Here is a 20774-nt window from a genome sequence, read left to right as displayed (position 1 = left end):
CACCAGCAAATAATATCAATCTCACTCGTTTCATTCCCAGCTTGTATCACCGCTCAGGCGACGCAAGGGTGGTGGGTGAATGTCTAAAGTAGAGTCAATTTAATATAAATCTTATATCATTTTATTGTATCCATATTATCAACAATACAGTTCATCTATTGGTACTTATTTTTTATATATTTAGTAGATATGATTAGTATCAAGAGTTAAGTTAACCGGAATCAAATGAGGGAAATAGGGTTAATATATTAAAAATAATAACCTTATTATTGGTAGTCTTGGTTACAACTGATTCTAGATGACAAGATAGTGCATCACGCTTAAATAGCAAATTTAATATGAATATGTTTCCCAAAGAGAACGTATTTATAATATGGTTATTCTTAATAAGTCAACTAAACAATAATTCTTAAAGGCAGAAAGGAGTGAAACTCGAATTATTTAATGGAGGCATCATTATGAAAGCAAGCTCCCTTTTATTAGCTGGACTAATGCTTAGTTTTTTGTCCGCTTGCGCGCAAATGAATCCTGTCGGAAGCGTTCGAAATAACGAAATTCATAATACTCATCGGATTGCCGTAGACCACAGCAATCATGATGCTCTAGCACAACATTATGAAAATATAGCTAAAGAGATGCAAGCGAAATTAAAAGAGCAGAAGAAGCTGCTCCAGGAGTATGAAGATCACAGCTATTATTATGGAAGGAAGGGTCAAGATCTTAAATCTCATACATCTGCCAACATTCGCTATTATAAGAATTCATTAAAAGAGAATTTAAAAGAAGCGTCTATTCATCGCAAAATGGCGGAAGAGCAGAAAGAGCATCATTATACGGACCTGACGCAGACAAGCACAATTCCGGCTCAGTAAAAGAAAAGGCAGCAAACCCATTAAAGCTGCCAAAAAACTTCAAAAAGTAACATGAGCCTGATACCAACAGCTGATCGGTATCATGGCTTGCTTCATAGCTTTAAGAATCGAATACTAGAATACTTCTAAAATACCCTATTTCCCTAATGGATATATCCTCAATCAGAAGGAAATAGTCGTCAAAAGGGTAGTAAAAAATCAAGTGAGAACAGGATTTGATCCTTGTTACCAGCAAAAGGCCTATAAGCAGCTGCCTTATAAGCATCGACCCTATCATAGCGTATGTTAGGGCGAATATTAAGTTTCCTTATTGGCTCCCATTTAAGCTTCAGCGCTTTAGCCGCCTTCCAGTTCATTCCAACAGTGACTGAATAATAATCAGCAGGTGTAATGGTTACACTGTTAATATCGCCTGCAAAACTGACTGCTGCCCCATTAACAATATTGGTAGCAGCTGCTATCCGGAAAGGCGATGAATTACGAAAACCATCCCTGTCACGAAACCATTCACCCCGAATACCTACGGACAAATTGTCCGTAAGATCATGGTACAAATGTGTAATGAAACTCATCCATTCAGCATTCTTTGTTACATTAGCATACTTAAGATTATTCAATAAAACTCCACCTGCATAGCCATGAACATGATGAAGAACTAGAAGAGTTTTAGGCGTGATTCTATGTTGCAGCACGATGTTATACATCCCCCATGGTTCGTTACTCCGCGTGGAAGTCTTACTATAAGTGCCTGTAACATTGAGTGAGGTTGCATGATCATCGCTGGTCCAGGTAATGCCGGCAATGCCGCCCCAGTTACCTAACTGCTTATCCCACCCTCCATCCCAGCCTCCATTAGCACTACCAGTAATAACACTTCCGGAAACTGCCCAGTTGTTATTGATTGTGTAGTTTGTTTGCACACCAGTATGTGTAAAGGGCTCACCAACATTTAACGTATAAGTTCGCGAATAAAAAAAGTTTTCAGGCGCGGGAACTGTCTCAAAGCCGGTTGGGGAATAGAAATGGCCAATTTTGACATTGAGTCCATTTCCAATAGGTGCATATGCTTCTAAGTAAGTTTGCGGAAGTGCAATACCGTAGGTGCGTGTCGAAGAGCAACACAAATTGAGATCCCAATTGCTTCTATCCAAGGGTTCTCCAGTATTCACATCAAAAGCTGGCACACCGAAAGCTTGAGTAAAAATAGCGTCCGTTCCAAACATGAAGTCGACGCGACCGCCAAAATCCCACGCAGCGCCCATTGATACCACTGAACGCCGCATAAACAGGTTAAATTGATTGAGCTGAAACTGATTAGCTTGATCAGTAAAAATGACAGGGCCATTATATCCATTAGTCTGACTGGGATTAAAAGTTGCGCCACCATTAATCCAACCACCAAACTCTACCCTACTATTCCTAAAAAAGTTTATTAAATTATTAGCTTGAAGATTATCAGAATGCGAAGCAATAAAAAGTATACTGACCGTTACAGCAAATAATAGCCATCTCGGGTATTTCTGCATATATTCCAATTTTGTAGCTACTCCGCAAAATCAAGGATAAAAAGCTTATGCCACTTCTAATAATTGAGAGTTGCTCACTTTAATACCGCAAGCGAAGTAACTCATTGGAATAGGATATTATGGAAGCAGTTATTTAGCGTAGGCAATCATATAAAGAAACATCTCTCATTGTATCTTACGCACTCGATTTCACTATCCCTCGCAAGATATTCAAATTGTCTATGACATAGTCAATTATCTCTCAATAAACCAGAGACTACCCAATCCATCGCCCACATCCACTGCCAATTAATGATGAAATAAGGCACGCAAAACACAAGAAATCAGGATGATCGATATACTTGTTTCATTCTGAAAAAAATTCACGTGCTTTTTCCATCCATGATTTTGCCCGGGGACTATGGCGAGAATTATCCTTTTGACTAATTTCCTCCAGTTCTTGCAGTAATTCCTTCTGTCGCGATGTCAGATTGACGGGTGTCTCCACCACCACATGACATAAGAGATCGCCCGCGGCATGGCTGCGCACACCTTTTATTCCCTTGCCTCGCAAGCGGAAGATCTTTCCAGTCTGAGTTTCCGAAGAAATCTTGATTTTTGCGTGGCCATCCAGTGTAGGAACCTCAATTTCCCCACCCAGTGCTGCTGCCGTAAAGCTGATAGGTATCTCACAGTGCAAATTATTGCCATCACGCTGGAACACGGAGTGACTGGATAAATGGATCACAACATACAGATCCCCTGGCGGACCACCATTGATTCCTGCTTCGCCTTCACCAGATATCCGAATGCGATCACCTTCATCAACACCGACTGGAATTTTAACATTCAGGGTCTTATGCTGCTTAATTCTGCCCGCTCCATGACACGATGAGCACGGGGTAGCAATGATTCTGCCACTACCATGGCATTTAGGACATGTTTGTTGAATGGAGAAAAAACCTTGCTGCATTCTGACCTGGCCATGTCCATCGCACGTCGTACAGGTTTTAGGTGAAGTCCCGGGCTTGGCGCCATCACCATGACAAGTATCACAAACCACCATGGTAGGAATCCGAATTTTGGTTTCAGCACCGCGAGCGGCTTGCTCCAAGGTAACTTCCAGGTTATAACGTAGATCAGCGCCTCGATGAACATTGGATCGCCCTCCGCCACCACGCATACCAAAAATATCACTGAAAATATCGCTGAATGCATCACCAAACCCATGCGCTCCCGCTCCCGCTGCACTGGCATCTACTCCCGCATGACCATACTGATCATATGCCGGCCGTTTACTGGAATCAGACAGTATCTCATAGGCTTCTTTGACTTCTTTAAAACGCTCCTCAGCCTTGGCATCGCCAGCATTCCGGTCTGGATGATATTTCATGGCTAGCTTACGATAAGCTTTTTTAATCTCACTTTCGTCAGCATCTCTGCTGACACCAAGAACTTCATAGTAATCGCGTTTGCTCATAAAAGTTTCCGACTATCAGGAAATAATCAAAGCAGCAAAATTAATTGGATGATCATTTTGCTACATTTATTGGAATCCAGATTTAGTTCTGATTTAAAAATTAAAATATTCTGATAAACACCAAAACGCAGAGCAAGCAAGGAATCCTTTTTATATCCTTGCATCTCTGCGCCTTGGCACCCATACAACGAACTAGAAAAAATTATTTCTTGTTTTTCACTTCTTCAAATTCAGCGTCGACCACTTCACCCTCTACTGTCTTCTCCTCTTTCTTAGAGGAAGCTGATTCAGCACTCGATTGCGCTGATTGCGTCTGTTCCTGTGAATAAATCTTTTCTGCCAGTTTTTGGGAAGCTTCGGTCAGTGCCTGAGTTTTTGCCTCAATCGTATCCTTGTCATTCGATTTAAGGGCCTCTTCCGCATCTTTCAGCGCAGCTTCTATTTTTGCTTTTTCATCTGCCGCCAGTTTATCGCCATATTCTGCCAATGATTTTCTGATTGAGTGAATCATGGCATCACATTGATTGCGGCTATTGACAAGCTCCAGCGCTTTCTTATCTTCTTCAGCATGGGCTTCAGCATCCTTGACCATGCGTTGAATTTCATCTTCCGCCAAACCTGAGCTTGCCTGGATCTTGATCTTATTTTCCTTACCGGTCGCTTTGTCTTTAGCTGACACATGCAATATACCGTTTGCATCAATATCAAAAGTTACCTCAATTTGCGGCATGCCACGGGGTGCAGACGGAATATCTGTCAGGTTAAATTGCCCCAAGCTTTTATTACCAGACGCCATTTCCCGTTCACCTTGCAACACATGGATGGTCACTGCGGTCTGATTATCATCCGCCGTTGAAAACACCTGCTGCGCTTTGGTCGGGATAGTCGTATTCTTTTGGATCAGCTTAGTCATGACACCACCCAAGGTTTCAATGCCCAGCGACAAGGGCGTCACATCCAATAACAATACATCTTTGACATCACCTTTCAAGACGCCACCCTGAATAGCCGCTCCGATCGCAACAGCTTCATCGGGGTTGACATCTTTGCGCGGTTCCTTGCCGAAAATCTCTTTGACTTTGTCCTGTACTTTGGGCATACGGGTTTGCCCACCCACCAGAATGACATCATTAATATCGGAAAAGGCTAAGCCTGCATCCTTGATCGCTGTGCGACATGGTTCAATCGTCCGTTCAATCAATTCTTCAACCAGACTTTCCAATTTGGCACGAGTAATCTTTACGGCGAGATGCTTCGGCCCCGAAGCATCCGCCGTAATATAAGGTAGATTGACTTCTGTCTGCTGACTAGACGACAGCTCAATTTTGGCTTTCTCCGCCGCGTCTTTCAAACGTTGCAGCGCAAGCATGTCTTTTTTCAGGTCGATACCACTTTCTTTCTTGAATTCATCGACCAGATACTCGATTACACGCGAGTCAAAATCCTCCCCCCCCAGAAATGTATCCCCATTGGTAGCAAGCACCTCAAATTGATGTTCTCCTTCCACTTCTGCAATTTCGATAATGGAAATATCGAAAGTACCACCACCCAAATCGTATACCGCAATCTTGCGATCGCCTTCTTTTTTATCCATTCCAAAAGCCAGCGCAGCAGCAGTTGGCTCGTTGATAATGCGCTTGACTTCCAACCCAGCAATCCGGCCTGCATCCTTGGTCGCCTGACGTTGCGAATCATTAAAGTAGGCAGGCACCGTAATCACTGCCTCCGTTACCGGCTCTCCCAGGTAATCCTCAGCAGTTTTCTTCATTTTTATCAGCACTTGTGCTGAAATCTCAGGAGGCGCAATTTTTCTTCCACGCACTTCCACCCAGGCATCATTATTGTCCGCACGAACAATACTGTAAGGCACCATCTTAATATCTTTCTGCACCATATCTTCGTCAAAGCGGCGGCCAATAAGCCGTTTGACAGCAAACAAGGTATTCTTTGGATTGGTCACAGCTTGCCGTTTAGCAGAAGCACCTACCAAGATTTCACTCTCATCCGTGTACGCTACGATAGAAGGGGTTGTCCGCGCGCCTTCCGAATTTTCAATGACTTTGGGTTTACCATTCTCCATTACTGCTACACAAGAATTGGTAGTACCCAAGTCGATACCGATTATTTTTGACATACTTGCTCGATCCTTTAAAAGGTTAAAACTAAGAATTTATCTAATATCTGGAAGTGGAGATTCCTGCTGAAATTTCAAGTCTCTTTGGCTTTTGAAACCGCTACCATCGCCGGACGAATTACCCGATCATGCAGCATATATCCCCGCTGCAATACCTGCGTAACCGTATTCGGAGGAAGATCTGATTCCACCATACACATCGCCTGATGCTGATGAGGATCGAATTTCTCACCCTCTGGATTGACGACTTTAATATTAAATTTCTCGAAAACAGCAATCAGCTGCTTTTGTGTCAACTCTACGCCACTTTTAAAATTTTCCAGAGTAGCATTCTCGACTGCCAGCGCGGCATCAAGACTGTCCATGACTGCCAACAATTCAGTAGAGAATTTTTCAATTGCATATTTATGCGCATTAGCAATATCTGACTGAGCACGCTTACGGATATTTTCAGCTTCAGCTTTAGCACGCAGCCAAGCATCGTGATGCTCAGCCGCTCTTAATTCGGCTTCTTTCAATAATTGTTCAAGACTAGGCGTTATCTCAACTTGTGGTTCGGTCTCATTAGTGCTTTTATCTTTGGAAGCTTCAAATTCATTCATTTCACCACTCACCGATATCAACTCCTGTTCATCTGATTGCGATTTATTTGATTCTTGCATACTCACCTCCCATTTTTGGTTTGTTATATTGGGATAGTTATTCCAATATCAACCCATTCAACTCATTTAAACATTAAAAAATCACTTAATCACAAGAAAATTTGCCACAACATCATTCCTAATACACTGAAGTACTCATGGAAAATAGTGATCACTGGCTGCCGATTTTTGCAGCCAGGCTTATTGCTAATCCTGTGTAATTCTGCGGAGTTAATTCCAACAGGCGCCTCTTATCAGCTTCAGGAATAGCAAGATTAGCAATGAATTGATGCAAGGTTTCCTGAGTAATATTCGCCTTCCCACGCGTCAGCGCTTTAAGTTGCTCGTAGGGATTAGTTACTCCATAACGGCGCATGACCGTTTGAATAGGTTCAGCCAGTACCTCCCAAGAATCCTGTAAATCTTGCTGCAATCGTGCGGAATTAATCTCTAATTTACTCAGCCCTCTCATGCAGGAATCATAAGCTAACAACGTATAACCAAGGACCACGCCCATGTTGCGCAGCACCGTAGAATCGGTTAAATCGCGCTGCCAGCGAGATACGGGCAGCTTATCACTCAGATGCCTGAGTAGCGCATTGGCTATCCCCAGATTACCCTCCGAGTTCTCAAAATCGATTGGATTCACCTTGTGCGGCATAGTGGATGACCCCACTTCTCCTTCCTTGGTTTTCTGCCTGAAATAACCCAGCGAAATATATCCCCAGATATCGCGATCCATATCGAGCAATATCGTATTGACACGCGCATAGGCATCAAACAGTTCAGCGATGGTGTCGTGCGGCTCAATCTGGGTAGTGTAGGGATTAAAAACCAGATCTAGTTTCTCAACAAAATCCCGGGCGAACTTTTCCCAGTCAAGATCGGGGTAAGCAATCGTATGCGCATTGTAATTGCCCACTGCACCATTGATTTTGCCTAGAATGGCTACCTTCGCTAGTTGTTCATAACCACGTTGCAGACGATACACCACATTGGCAATTTCCTTACCCATCGTCGTGGGCGTAGCAGGTTGGCCATGCGTACGTGCAAGCATGGGAACATCCGTCAGTTGATGTGCCCATTGCGTAAGGCTGCCGATCATCTTTTTGAGCATCGGCAACATTACCTGATTTCGACTGGCTTGAAGCATCATGCCATACGAGAGATTATTGATATCCTCTGAAGTGCATGCGAAATGAATGAATTCGGCTACTCGGGTAATTTCAGCATTTCCTGCCAGAGACTCTTTCAGCCAGTATTCAACTGCTTTGACATCGTGATTGGTACGCATTTCGATCGCTTTAACTGCCTCCGCATCAGCGATGGAAAAATTCTCTACCAGATTATCCAGTTGTGCCATCGTAGCAGCAGAAAAGGCAGGTACCTCAGCGATAAGCGGTTCGTTACTTAATGCCTTAAGCCATTCAATTTCTACCTGTACCCGATAGCGAATCAATGCAAACTCACTGAAATAGGGCCGCAAATCCGCAACCTTATTGTGATATCGACCATCCAGAGGAGAAAGCGCGTAAATAGGGGCAAAACTCATTTTTTCTGTGTCCTTGTTTTTATTGTTATTTTATCACAGCTCGTTATACCCATGAATGACACAGATACGTATAATCAGCGCTTCAAGCATTGCCAAAGGTAGCATTATGAAGCTTATCGGATCATTGACCTGCCCATATGTACGCAAAATCCGTATTATTCTGGCTGAAAAAAACATCAAACATGAGTTTGATGTAGATATTCCCTGGAATACCGATACCCATGTTGCCAATCACAATCCGCTGGGTAAAGTACCTGTCCTGATCATGAATGATGGCAAAACCCTGTTTGATTCACGTGTGATTGCAGAATATTTAGATGATTTGGAAGGTGCTATTCCAGCTTCTCGCCTTATTCCTGAATCTGGATCCGCGCGTTGGCGAGTAAAGCGTTGGGAAGCACTCGCAGACGGTATTTGTGATGCAACTGCAACTATCTTTCTGGAACGCAAACGCCCTGATACCCAGCAAAGCCCGGAATGGATAGTCCGCCAACACAAGAAAATTGATCTGGGTTTGGCCGCCGCCGCAATGGAATTAGGCGGCAATGATTGGTGCGAGGGTAAAACTATAACACTGGCTGATATTGCCCTAGGCTGCGCAACGGGCTATTTAGCCTTTCGCTTCCCACAGATTGAGTGGCGCAAATCTTATCCCAATCTCACAAAGCTGATTGACAAACTGGAACAACGTGAATCCTTCATCAGTACGGCGCCAAGAGATTACGCCAGTTGAATACCGTCAGAACACAGGGATTGTGAAAACAAACTCTCAGATCATTTGCTGCCAGTAATCACCCCCCCACCGAGACACACCTTACTTTCATAGACCACGACCGACTGCCCCGGTGTCACTGCCCATTGCGGTTGGGCAAAGTCAATCTGGCAGCTCCCTTGATCTACGTGCGCAATGGCACAAGGCGCATCAGTTTGGCGATAACGGGTTTTGGCTGCATACACCCAGTTGCAATGGGGCGCCTTGCCACTGATCCAGGATAGATCGGTAGCTGATAATGTGGAACGGAGCAATGCCGGATGGTCATGTCCCTGCACCACAATCAGCCTATTTTTTGCGATATCCTTGCCTGCAACAAACCACGGCTGTTCATTGCCATCTTTGGTTCCGCCAATACCTAACCCCTGCCGTTGTCCAATGGTGTAATACATCAGACCGATATGTTTGCCGACCACCTTCCCTTCCGGCGTCTGGATTTCTCCAGGTTCATGGGGTAAATACCGATTGAGAAATTCGCGGAAGGGTCGCTCTCCAATGAAACAGATACCGGTGCTGTCCTTTTTGGAAAAATTCGGTAATTTGTGTGCAAGTGCGATTTGACGCACCTCACGCTTGTAGAGATGGCCGATGGGAAAGAGCGCTTTTGCCAGTTGTTGCTGGTTTAAACGATAGAGAAAATAACTCTGATCCTTGTTGCCATCCTCGCCTTTTAATAACTGATATGAATCATTGACTCGACGTACCTGCGCATAGTGACCCGTGGCTATAAAATCTGCACCGAGGGTGATCGCATGATCGAGAAAAGCCTTAAACTTGATTTCGGCATTGCATAATACATCCGGATTAGGTGTTCGCCCGGCCTTATATTCGGCAAGAAACAAATTGAACACGCGTTCTTTATACTCAGCTGAGAAATTGATGACTTCAAGTGGAATATCGATCACATCAGCTACGGATACCGCATCAATGAAATCTTGACGGGAAGAACAGTATTCATCGGTATCATCGTCCTCCCAGTTCTTCATGAATAAACCGATGACCTCGTAACCCTGTTCTTTCAATAATAAGGCGGCAACAGAGGAATCTACCCCACCGGACATCCCCACTATGACACGCTGTTTTTTCATGGTCTCAATCGTAATGTGTAAGAATTTCCAGAGGATAGCGTTTTCCGACCCAATAATCCTCGATGCATTGCATGACGAGCGGGCTGCGATGGCAGGCTCTTCGTCCACGAATCTCATGCAGATCAAACCAGGCGGCACGCAAAATTCCGTCATCTAGCGTCCGATCCGGATCAAAGCCGGTCACCATACCGGACAGTGCGAAACGCAGAAAAGTCGTATCACTGGCCGGAGAATGCCAGTGATATATACCCACCAGCCATTGGGGAATAAAGGTATAAGCCGTTTCTTCCAGAACTTCCCGGATGCTCGCCTGAATAATGGATTCATTAGGTTCCAGATGGCCGGCAGGCTGATTGAGTTGCACGCCCAGATCCTGCTGATCTTCCTCCACTAGGAGATATTTGCCATCTTGCTCGATAATGGCTGCAACCGTAACATTGGGTTTCCAAATCATAACTTTTGTGCGAATTAATTTAATAAAAAAATGTATTGTTAAAACTTGATATTATCAAGCTGGTCTGAACATCCACTTATATCGACAAGAATCTATTTTTCATGCATATTTCGCTCATTATCCCAGCTTACAACGAAGAACGTTTGATTGGGCGATGTTTACAGTCCGTGATCGAAGCAATCGCCGCCAACCGGGATGTTGATTTCACCCATGAAATCATCGTGGTCGATAACAATTCTACCGACAACACGGCTCATCTGGCAAAACAGGCAGGTGCGCGCGTCATTTTTGAGCCCATCAACCATATTGCCCGTGCTCGCAGCGCAGGGGCTACGGCTGCCACGGGAGAATGGCTGATATTTCTGGATGCAGATTGTTTACTGAGCACAGGATTATTAGCTGATATCTTCCGGTTAATCAAGGAAGGCAAGCATGTCGGTGCTGGCAGCACCTTGCTAATGCCTGGCCTGCCTTGGTGGGCAAGCGCAATATTAAAGCTTTGGACCATACTATCCGTTTTATTTGGCTGGGCCGCAGGTGCATTGATGGTATGTAGCAGCAGGGCATTCCGAGAAATAGGCGGCTTCAATCTGGAACTCTATGCAGCTGAGGAAATTGAATTCAGTCAGAAACTCAAGAAGTGGGGCCGAGCCCATCATCTCAAATTCACGATTCTGACAGCTCATCCACTTGAAACATCTGCAAGAAAAATTAAACTCTATAGCGGACGAGAAGTCTTTGGACAGTTTGTGCGTCTTATTCTCCATCCCCACCGATCGCTCCATGACAAAAAATGGTTATCGATGTGGTATGACGGGCGACGCTAATCCTTACTCACAAATATGAATCCTACTGAAAACACCGACAAAAGAACGACTCATATGCACTGGGGCCATGTACTGCTGATCGTTCTGCTCACCATGGTAATCACCATAGCTAGTACCTACTGGGTACTCAAAACCTATATTTTCACTACGTCATTTACTCCGGTAGTACTGAGTACCAAAGAAGAGGAGACTCTCAAAGCCAAACTGCATGCCCTCGGTTATGAACCTGAATTCTCATCGCGCCCTATGAATAAAAAAGAAAGTGATGAAATCGACAAAGACGGATTCCTGAAACCAGAACATTACTCCGAAGAAAATGCTCCACACGAAATCAATTTCACTGAACGCGAGCTGAATGCACTACTCGCAAAAAATACTGATCTCGCACAAAAACTGGCCATTGATCTTGCTGATAATCTCGTCAGTGCAAAACTGCTCATTCCACTTGAAGAAGATTTTCCGGTACTGGGTGGTAAAACACTCCGTTTAAATGCCGGCATCGGCATGGCCTACCAGCATGACAAACCGGTCATCGTCCTCAAAGGCGTCAGCATCATGGGCATTCCCATCCCAAATGCCTGGCTGGGTGGCATGAAAAATATCGATCTGGTCAGTGAATTTGGGGTCGATCCGGGATTCTGGAAATCTTTCTCGGAAGGCGTTGAAGACATTCAAGTGACCGACGGTCAGATCAATATCAAGCTCAAGGAATAGCCGGTCTTTGCTTGCGGCCCATTTAAAATCGACTCCATCAACATATCCTCCCCCCTGTTCAGCATCATCATCCGTCACGTTGCCATATACAGACACGGTTGAATCAGTACTCGGATCGGCTTTGGGCTGATGCTAAATTTTATTGTACTGCCCGCCTCGATATCGCGGTTACGAAAATAATCACCATCCACCTGCAAAGGATAGGATGGTGCGTGTAAGGTAAGCGATATGTTTCTTCCTGAAAAATACTGCAAGGGAAGCCCTGCTGGCTTATGCTGAAGCATCCTCAATGTTTTGATCAATTCATGTTGGCGTCGCGCCCCAGGTAAAAAACCAATGACCAGCTCATTTACAGATGGACTAGCGCCAGGAACAAGCTGTAAATTTCTTGCATAAGCTGGGCTGTTGGCCACAATGATATATCCTGATTTGTGATCAATGACCGTCTGTCCCTCAATGGAAATTGTCACGGTAGGATGGTGCAGCGAAACCAGAGCGCTTAACCCGCACCAAACATAAGTCGAATCATTGATCGGCCCTTTTCGTTTACCAATCTGCTTGATTGTCAGTGAATCGAACCCCATCGAGGCCATAATGAAAAAAGGCTTCCCTCCCTGGATCCCGTTGCCGCTGATCAGACCATAAAACTGTTCCAGACATTTCCCGTGAACGACCGCTTGGAGCAGGTCCTCTGCATTTGCACTCATCCCATACGAGCGCGCAAATAGCGATTCATTTCCACCGGGAACCACGTAAACGGGAGTATCCGTTTTACTAAGTAAAGGCAACAGTTTTCTGACTGTTCCATCGCCTCCGACCACCACCAACAGATCACGCATAGCAATGTCAGCCGCGATGCGCTTGTAAGATTTCATCTTTTTCTCTGATTCGCAGGCTTCCACATCAATGCCATGATGAGTCAGGAATTTCCCAAATTCATAGGCTAGCGTTTCTGTATTGCCCGCGCTGGAGATAGGATTGAAAATAATTGACACCTTTTTGGGTGAAGGAATATCAATGAGCGTTCCATTTTGTTGAAATGAGCGATCGGTTTTCACGGAAGAATAAATCATTATCTGATTAGCCCAAAGCTTTGGTGGTTATGAGTAAGTGACCGGTATGTCAACCGGCATGGTAGATAATTTGGCTATTTCGCATGATAGATACTGCGTTACCAACAGTGCGTTGATCCAGTTTTTATAGGGTTGGTAGTGATATTATCCAATCTCGACTCTATGGCTGATGTATTGATATTGAAACACAGGAAATATAAACAACCATTTTTACAAAATTATGTACTCAAGCTTCATGCGAGCTTAAACCCGAATATTTCACAAATTGACACGTGCCCTCACTTGTCTTTTGATTAATAAGAAAGATTTCGCTCAGTCGGGTGTATGAATCACTACACCCCTCCTTCTCAAAACTTCCCTATTAATCAAAATCCTGCGTGATCATCACGCGAATTTATGAAATATTCGGGTTAAAAGTACTGATACGCGATCAAGGAATCTTTAGCGCCAGCCGCATTAGCCTTGCCAGGTAGCCAGAAAACCGTGCGATCGGGTACGTAGCGGTCTCACCCACACACATCCATCGAACCTAAATCGGAACGCACCCTAGATACCTTCGCTGGCTCTAAGGGAGATTTCAATCTTTTGTTGAGCGGATATCTGCACCCCCCAGCGACAATAGCGTCACATTGCCTCCTACCGCTGCTGTATTGATGGTGACTACCCGCTCAGTTGCAAAGCGTTGCAGATAGTGCGGACCACCGGCCTTGGGGCCGGTGCCGGAGAATCCTTCGCCGCCGAAAGGTTGTGAGCCGACGATGGCGCCGATGATGTTGCGGTTGACGTAGATATTGCCGCAGCGGGCATGGCGGGCGATGTAGTCGATGGTGGTGTTGATGCGACTGTGGATACCAAGCGTGAGGCCGTAGCCGCTGTGGTTGATGGCATCGACCACTTCATTCAACCGGCTGGCTTGATATTGAATAATGTGCAGAATAGGGCCAAACACTTCATGCTGGAGTTGACTGAGCTTTTCGATCTGGTAAACGCGCGGGGCGAAATAGCTGCCCTGTTCGTTTCCTTGTGGGAGTGGCATGGTCTTGATCAGGCGCGCTTCGCTGTTCATCCGCTCGCTGTGTTGTTGCAGTCCGGCGCAGGCAGAAAGGCTGATGATGGGACCAATGTCAGTGCTGAGGCGCATGGGATTGCCGATACGCAGCTCATCCATGGCACCACCGAGCATTTCCATGATCTGCGCTGCGACTTCCTGCTGCAGAAACAGCACGCGCAGCGCCGAACAGCGTTGCCCGGCGCTGTTGAAAGCAGAAGCAATGACATCTTTCACCACCTGTTCTGGCAGTGCCGAACTGTCGACAATCATGCAGTTCTGGCCGCCGGTTTCAGCAATAAAAGGAAGGATGCGCTCACCTTGGGAAAGGACCTGGTTGATTTGTCTGGCGGTGCTGGTGGAACCGGTAAAGGCGATACCTGCAATGCGGGCATCACTCACCAGCTGCATGCCGATTTCGCTGCCGCTGCCGGGAATGAAGTGCAGCACCTCTCCAGGGATGCCGGCCTTATGCAGCAGGCCCACCACGTGCGCAGCGCATAAAGGCGAGAGTGCCGCCGGTTTGGCAATAACGCTGTTGCCGGCAGCCAGTGCGGCAGCGATCTGGCCGGTGAAAATAGATATCGGAAAATTCCATGGGCTGATGCAGATGAACACACCACGCCCAGCCAATCGCAATTGATTGCTTTCTCCCGTGACACCGGGCAGTGTGATGGCATGATCAAAATAGCGGCGCGCCTGGTCAGCGTAGTAACGACAAAAGTCGATGGCCTCGCGCACTTCACTAAGTGCATCATGAAGGGTGCGTCCGCCCTCGCGAATGATAAGTGACATCAACTCGGCGCGTTGTTCTTCAAACAGATCGGCAGCTCGCTCCAGCAAGGCAGCGCGTTCGCTGGCGCTGCTGCTGGCCCATTCGAAAGCAGCGTCGTGTGCAATACTGAGCGCTCTGTCAACCGCGCTGCTATCGGCAAGCGCCGCTTCGCCGACGACATCGTTGTGATCGGCGGGATTGAGGATGTTTTGCGCTCTGCCTGCGAGGATATAGCCATCGACTATCGGCGCGGCATGCCACAACTGCCTGCATGCTTTTTCCAATGCCTGGTCAAGCTGCATTTGCGCTTCAGCCTCGGCAAGATTGATGCCGCTGGCGTTAAGCCGCTCTTTCCCGTAGAGATGGCGTGGCGTAGAAATACACTGCGGGTAGCGCGCAAGTCCACTCACAGGATCGGCGATAATCTCTTCGACGGTAATCTGCTCATTGGCGATCCGGTTGACGAAAGAGCTGTTGGCGCCATTCTCCAGCAACCGCCGCACTAGGTAGGGGAGCAGCTCTTTATAGTTGCCGACAGGTGCGTAGACACGGCAATTGAACTGCGGGTGCTCATCGAATGCAGCGGCATAGAGTGCTTCGCCCATGCCATGCAAGCGCTGAAACTCGAAGGGATGCGAGCCGGCCATGACAATGAGGGTAGCAACGGCACGGGCGTTGTGAGTAGCGAATTGAGGATAAAAGAGATCACCACGATCGAGAAGCCGGCGAGCGCAAGCGAGGTAGGAAACATCGGTCGCCAGCTTGCGGGTAAACACTGGATAACCGTCGAGACCACGCTCCTGGGCCTGTTTGATCTCGGCATCCCAGTAGGCCCCTTTAACGAGGCGGACCGGAATCGGGCGTTTGCACTCGCTGGCCAGTTGCGCCAGCCAGTCGATCACATGGATGGCTCGTTTCTGATAGGCTTGCACCGCCAAGCCGAAGCCACTCCAGCCTGTGAGCTTGTCGTTGCGGTATACGGTTTCAAACAGGTCGAGCGACAGGTCGAGCCGCTCGACCTCTTCGGCATCGATGGTCATGCTAATGTTGACGGCCTTGGCGGCAAGCGCCAGTTCCAGCAAACGCGGTGACAGCTCGTCAAGGACGCGCTGCCGGTTGGCGTATTCATAACGAGGGTGGAGCGCAGAAAGTTTCACCGAAATGCCAGGGTGGTCAAACAGCTCACCCTGGCCGGTCTGCTCGCCAAGGGCGATGATGGCATGGTAATAATCAGCGAAATAGCGCGCCGCATCGGCAGCGGTAAGCGCCGCTTCGCCGAGCATGTCAAAGGAATAGCGATAGCGTCTGTTTTCATCATCCCTGCTATGCTTAAGCGCTTCATCAAGGGTACCGCCCATGACGAACTGATGGCCGATCAGGCGCATCGCCTGCTTGATCACCATGCGGATTACAGGCTCGCCACTGCGGCTGATGAGGCGGTTGAATAGTGATGAAGATGCTTCAAGTTTGACGATCTTACCTGTCAACAGCAATCCCCAAGTGGAAGCGTTGGCAAAGAATGAGGAGCTATGGCCAAGATGACGATCCCATTCGGCGCTAGAAAGCTTATCTTGAATCAGCCGGTCAGCGGTTGCAGCATCGGGAATGCGCAGCAGCGCCTCGGCCAAAGACATCAGCAGCACGCCTTCCTGAGTACTGAGATCATACTCATGCAGCAAGGCATCAATCCCGTTCCGTGCCCATTCCATGCCACGCACCTGGTTCACCAGCTGCCGCGCCAGCGCCTCCACTTGGGCCTGCTTGCGCTCATCGAGCGTGGCGAGGGAAAGCAGGGTATTGAGGCACTCTGCCTCATCGTAAAGATAGGCGCGGTTGATAGCGACTCTGGCAAAGGTCAAGGATGGCAAAGGGGTCTCATGGATCATGGTAGCCGGTGTCCCTTTTGTTGTTACGGCAGCAAAAAATAAAATCGTATTTAGTTACCATTGTACGAAACCCCATAGCTTTTGCTACATTTTTGCTCTATAAACAAATAACGATCAAAATTGAGCGCCTCCCGGCAAGCTCATGCTTTCATGATCCACTTGAGAATCTGTGAGAATGAAGTTTCGTTAATAAATCTACTGTATGTCCCAATAACTGCACTCGGTCTAGTTTCTGATCGTCCCTGTCGCAGCACGCCAGGTGTCTCCTCCAGCCCGCTTGGCCTCGTACATGGCCATATCCGCATGGCGGCTCAACTCGGCCAGGCTGCAGCCATGATTGGGATAGTGCGCCAATCCTACGCTAGCGGATAGACTATGGCTGCGCCCGCTAATGTGGACTGGCGCGCGCGTCACCTCCAGCAGGCGATTAACCACAGTCGAGACCATGCCCTTGCTGGCTGAGGGCGAAAGCAGCACGACGAATTCGTCACCGCCTACGCGCGCCACCAGATCCTCATGCCGCACACAAGACTGCATGCGCTGGGCCAGCGCGCGCAGCACCTGATCGCCTTCGGCATGACCCCAGAGGTCGTTGACCGGCTTGAATTTATCCAAATCCACGGTCAGCAGGCTGAAGCCCTGGTCGGCCTTGCTGTCGGCATACAGCTTGAAGCGCTGCTCGAGTGCGCGACGGTTGGGCAGCCCGGTCAGTTCATCGATAAAAGCCACCTCGCTGGCATGGCGTAGATTCTTAATGCGTCCCGCCAGCGCCAGCGAAAACACCAGGCTCTCCAGCGTGGCCGTCACCGGCATGGCCAACTCGGTTAGGGGACTCGGCATCAACAGCCCGCAGATGCGCAACAGGAAAATGACCGTACCCACCATCACGATACCGTAGGCAGACAGGAAATAGCGCGCCCCCACCATGCCCTGATGCCAACGCCTGATCGCGATATAAAATACCAAACCCACGGCTGGCAACGATTGAATAGTCAGCATCAGGGACGGTAGCGCATGTGCGCCAGCCAGACGCATGGCAATGATGAACAGATAGCTCAGCACAATGACCTGCAGCAATCGGTGTGCGCCAGGCAAATAGATTCGGGTACGGAAGAAGCTCATTATAAAACCCGCCAGCGCCAGCCCCCAGAGGCTGGGCAGCACCACCCGCCCCATGGCTACCCACTGCGGCCAGTCACGCCACCACCATTGAGCTGCGTGGCCATGCAAATAGGTCAGGAAAACGCCCAGCGCCAAGGTGGTTGCAACATACCAGCCATAAGCCGGGTCGCGCAGACTCAGCGCCAGAAAAAAGTTGTAAAAGCACATGGCCAGCAGCGCACCATAGATACTGCCCAGCAACAACTCCCCCAGGCGCTCATGGTGCTCCAGATCGTCCTGGTGCCACAGCGCTACTGGAAAGCTTGCACCGCCCGGATCATAAGCACGCAGATAGACTGGCCCATGCTCAGGTAAAGTAAAAGCATATTGGCGCCATTCGCGTTCCCGGCCCGCCGCGAAGGACACGCGCTCGCCGGAGACAAGCTCCTCGAATTCTCCGTGGGCATTGCGGCGGTACAAGCGCAGATCATAGAGATTGAGCGGCTCCACCACCAACCACCAGGGTGTGCCGCGCTCAGCCTCAGCGCGGTGGAAATCCAGTTTCAGCCAATGCGCGCCTGACTCCAGGCCAGCCCCGCTGCGCCCGCTTGCGGGTGTGAAGCGCTGCGACTCAGCCAGCATCTGTGGCCAAGGCGTACGCGCAGTGACATCGGTCACCGCCGCCATCCGCTTGTTGATTACCGCACCACTCAGCCCGCGCTCAATTAATAGTTCATCGGCATGCGCGGGCGCGATCCGCATCAGCAGTAAAGCCAGTAGAAGAAGAGGCAAGCAAAAAAGGTACCCAGGCGCACAGGCACTACAGCTGATTACCCGGAGCATCGTGCGCCGGCTAGCCAACTGCGTCTGAATGAGCCTAGGAAAAATAACCAACTTATTTTGCATTATTGCAATGTACTAAAGATCTGGTATCAGTCAAAAGTGACTGACAAGCAATCAAGGGGTAAAATTGTATTTAACCCGAATATTTCATAAATTCGCGTGATGATCACGCAGAATTTTGATTAATAGGGAAGTTTTGAGAAGGAGGGGTGTAGTGATTCATACACCCGACTGAGCAAAATCTTTCTTATTAATCAAAAGATAAGTGAGGGCACGTGCCAATTTATGAAATATTCGGGTTAACTATCATTACACACCCCCCCGGAGATTCCATTGTACTCTGGTGCTATATTAAAAAACTGGCTGAATATCACCTGTAGCTACTTAGCAGCCAATATGTATCCGATTGTCAATTCAGTCTCGGCTGGTTCTGCTATTACGTGTCAGTCAATGAGTTGTGGTGGCTGCCTGATCCTTAACGAATAAAGCTAGATATTTGTCATTGTATCGGCGCTTTCGCTATCCTTGCTTGTTGAGGTTCATGGCTCACCTCACTCTACGCTTCAGGTGTACGTCGGATAGCGCAAGTCAGGTCAGCAAAAAATACATCGGGAATAATGGAGAAATAGCCTTCATCCGATCAGTACAAGGAAACCATCGTGTTGTCAGCTAATAATCCACTGGGTTGCGGAGTGTATTTCTCCTTTCCCCACACTTTCTTGTAGGCAAATCGTGGGCGTTGCTGCCAGGATTGAGAAAATGACTGCTTGCCCTTAGCAAAACCCGGCTGATCAGGAACCGTGCCAAAATGCTCAAAAATATCACGATATAACGCGTCTCGTTTCCAGTAGGCATAATGAATGCCGTCTGCACTCATCCATTGCGGATTCTGTTCACAAAGCTCAAATTGCTTACGCGCTGCCAGCTCGATCAAGCCCTGATGAACTGCTCTCGCCCGCTCAATAGCTTCACATCGGGAAAGCTGGCAAGAGGGATAAAACAGATTTCGGAAAAACTGATAACGCCATTCTGACAGTGATGCAATCGATGCAATCGGCAGATTCGTCATGACAATCTGCGCTGACTGTTTCTGTAACTGATCGACACACCAGGCCACCCATTGCAGGATCTGCGCAGGCAGGCATTCATAGAGAATATCATTGCCGATATCCGTCAGAAAAGCATAAGTAGGCTGGGCATCGCCTGAATCGAGCTGTGACCACAAACTGCTGGCAATAATGCCCGGCAATTCGCGGATCAGCACCTGACTGTTCTGACCATAGGAACGCCCATGACCCACAGCAGCCAACACCTCACTGGGCCCACCGCAGTGATATTGAATTTGCCGAATGACTAGACGCAAAGACAAAGTCAAATTACTGGCACCCAGCAGGACAATCCGGTTTACTGGTTTGGGTTGCTGAGGCAAGCATCGCCTGGTTCGCAAAGGCATCTTAAGCTTGTTCATAGAGATCTTCATTCATGCCAGCTTTGACAGAGGAGTATCATGATTGTTGCTGGGTAATGGATGATCACGGCTGCTAAGAATAGAAAACAGCAAAAATGAAATATTCGGGTTAACTGTACACGTCCCCTAAAATTGAACGAAATTTAGCTCCAGAAAGCATAGCATGCTTGTTGTACTGCAGGACTTAGCCAATAAATTCGAAACTCTGGTAGCAACATGATAAAAATTTCAATCAATCAATCAATCAATCAACACTCTTACTATCAGAATGGTTACGTTTGTATCTTGATTCTTACCACAAATTTCTTGTACAAAAACTTTCTGAAGCGAGCTGATTTAATATCTGATCTCGCCAATTTGGATCAAAGTAGAATCAGGCATATTTATAAAAGTTTCAGTTTTTTAAAAAAGGAGTGTAAAAGTGAAGATCTCAACACAAAAATCGCGCCGTCTTCCCTGCCTGAAAAATGTAAAAAGCACTCCGATTCCCTGAATCTGACCAGCGTCACTGGCAAGCCTCGATCGTGAACAAACCTTCCCG

General features: G+C 47.5%; 15 protein-coding genes. 4 read left to right on the top strand and 11 right to left on the bottom strand.

The genetic code is table 11. From position 1 onward, the window contains the following. Nucleotides 1-425: 425 nt before the first annotated feature. The gene (locus tag BLP80_RS10355) at nt 426-872 is read left to right on the top strand and encodes a hypothetical protein (protein WP_090542977.1); all 447 of its coding nucleotides are present in this window, start codon (nt 426-428) and stop codon (nt 870-872) included. 179 nt (nt 873-1051) lie between these two features. On the opposite strand, the gene BLP80_RS10350 is transcribed toward BLP80_RS10355, so the two are convergent. From BLP80_RS10350 to purB, 5 genes are all read right to left on the bottom strand, one after another. Continuing rightward, nucleotides 1052-2407 (bottom strand): porin, encoded by a 1356-nt coding sequence (locus tag BLP80_RS10350; protein WP_371128823.1) that lies wholly within the window; start codon nt 2405-2407, stop codon nt 1052-1054. Nucleotides 2408-2744: 337 nt separating this feature from the next. Continuing rightward, the gene (gene dnaJ / locus BLP80_RS10345; protein ID WP_090542973.1) at nt 2745-3857 is read right to left on the bottom strand and encodes a molecular chaperone DnaJ; all 1113 of its coding nucleotides are present in this window, start codon (nt 3855-3857) and stop codon (nt 2745-2747) included. Between the two features lie 202 nt (nt 3858-4059). Next, nucleotides 4060-5991 carry a molecular chaperone DnaK gene (dnaK, locus tag BLP80_RS10340; protein WP_090542971.1) on the bottom strand — a complete coding sequence of 644 codons (1932 nt, stop codon included), beginning with the start codon at nt 5989-5991 and terminating at the stop codon, nt 4060-4062. Nucleotides 5992-6065: 74 nt separating this feature from the next. Next, nucleotides 6066-6653 (bottom strand): nucleotide exchange factor GrpE, encoded by a 588-nt coding sequence (gene grpE / locus BLP80_RS10335; protein WP_090542969.1) that lies wholly within the window; start codon nt 6651-6653, stop codon nt 6066-6068. Nucleotides 6654-6804: 151 nt separating this feature from the next. Beyond that, complete coding sequence (gene purB, locus BLP80_RS10330; protein ID WP_090542967.1) at nt 6805-8184, bottom strand: adenylosuccinate lyase; 1380 nt, start codon at nt 8182-8184, stop codon at nt 6805-6807. Between the two features lie 106 nt (nt 8185-8290). Here purB and BLP80_RS10325 point away from each other — a divergent pair, with 106 nt between their 5' ends. Continuing rightward, the gene (locus tag BLP80_RS10325) at nt 8291-8917 is read left to right on the top strand and encodes a glutathione S-transferase (protein ID WP_090542965.1); all 627 of its coding nucleotides are present in this window, start codon (nt 8291-8293) and stop codon (nt 8915-8917) included. A 41-nt stretch (nt 8918-8958) separates the two neighbouring features. Here the strand turns inward: BLP80_RS10325 and mnmA are convergent, their stop codons facing one another. Together mnmA and BLP80_RS10315 are read right to left on the bottom strand one after the other, a co-directional pair. Then, nucleotides 8959-10044 carry a tRNA 2-thiouridine(34) synthase MnmA gene (gene mnmA, locus BLP80_RS10320; RefSeq protein WP_256325045.1) on the bottom strand — a complete coding sequence of 362 codons (1086 nt, stop codon included), beginning with the start codon at nt 10042-10044 and terminating at the stop codon, nt 8959-8961. A 4-nt stretch (nt 10045-10048) separates the two neighbouring features. Further along, complete coding sequence (locus BLP80_RS10315) at nt 10049-10498, bottom strand: NUDIX hydrolase (protein WP_090542961.1); 450 nt, start codon at nt 10496-10498, stop codon at nt 10049-10051. A gap of 101 nt (nt 10499-10599) precedes the next feature. Between BLP80_RS10315 and BLP80_RS10310 the strand changes: the two genes are divergently transcribed. Continuing rightward, entirely contained in the window at nt 10600-11325 is a 726-nt protein-coding gene (locus tag BLP80_RS10310; protein ID WP_090542958.1) for a glycosyltransferase, read from the top strand. A 54-nt stretch (nt 11326-11379) separates the two neighbouring features. Then, nucleotides 11380-12039, top strand: a complete 660-nt coding sequence (locus tag BLP80_RS10305; RefSeq protein WP_256325044.1) for an arginine N-succinyltransferase — start codon at nt 11380-11382, stop codon at nt 12037-12039. A 74-nt stretch (nt 12040-12113) separates the two neighbouring features. On the opposite strand, the gene BLP80_RS10300 is transcribed toward BLP80_RS10305, so the two are convergent. The 4 genes from BLP80_RS10300 to BLP80_RS10285 form a co-directional block, all read right to left on the bottom strand. Further along, the gene (locus BLP80_RS10300) at nt 12114-13097 is read right to left on the bottom strand and encodes a diacylglycerol/lipid kinase family protein (RefSeq protein ID WP_090542982.1); all 984 of its coding nucleotides are present in this window, start codon (nt 13095-13097) and stop codon (nt 12114-12116) included. A gap of 592 nt (nt 13098-13689) precedes the next feature. Continuing rightward, nucleotides 13690-16821, bottom strand: a complete 3132-nt coding sequence (putA, locus tag BLP80_RS10295; protein ID WP_090542954.1) for a bifunctional proline dehydrogenase/L-glutamate gamma-semialdehyde dehydrogenase PutA — start codon at nt 16819-16821, stop codon at nt 13690-13692. Nucleotides 16822-17046: 225 nt separating this feature from the next. Next, the gene (locus BLP80_RS10290; protein WP_176754340.1) at nt 17047-18714 is read right to left on the bottom strand and encodes a diguanylate cyclase; all 1668 of its coding nucleotides are present in this window, start codon (nt 18712-18714) and stop codon (nt 17047-17049) included. A 691-nt stretch (nt 18715-19405) separates the two neighbouring features. Further along, nucleotides 19406-20233, bottom strand: a complete 828-nt coding sequence (locus BLP80_RS10285; protein WP_256325043.1) for a hypothetical protein — start codon at nt 20231-20233, stop codon at nt 19406-19408. Between the last annotated feature and the right edge of the window lie 541 nt (nt 20234-20774).

The sequence above is a fragment of the Nitrosomonas sp. Nm132 genome (assembly GCF_900100485.1).
Classification (GTDB): domain Bacteria; phylum Pseudomonadota; class Gammaproteobacteria; order Burkholderiales; family Nitrosomonadaceae; genus Nitrosomonas.
This window is presented reverse-complemented; position numbering and strand designations above follow the sequence as displayed.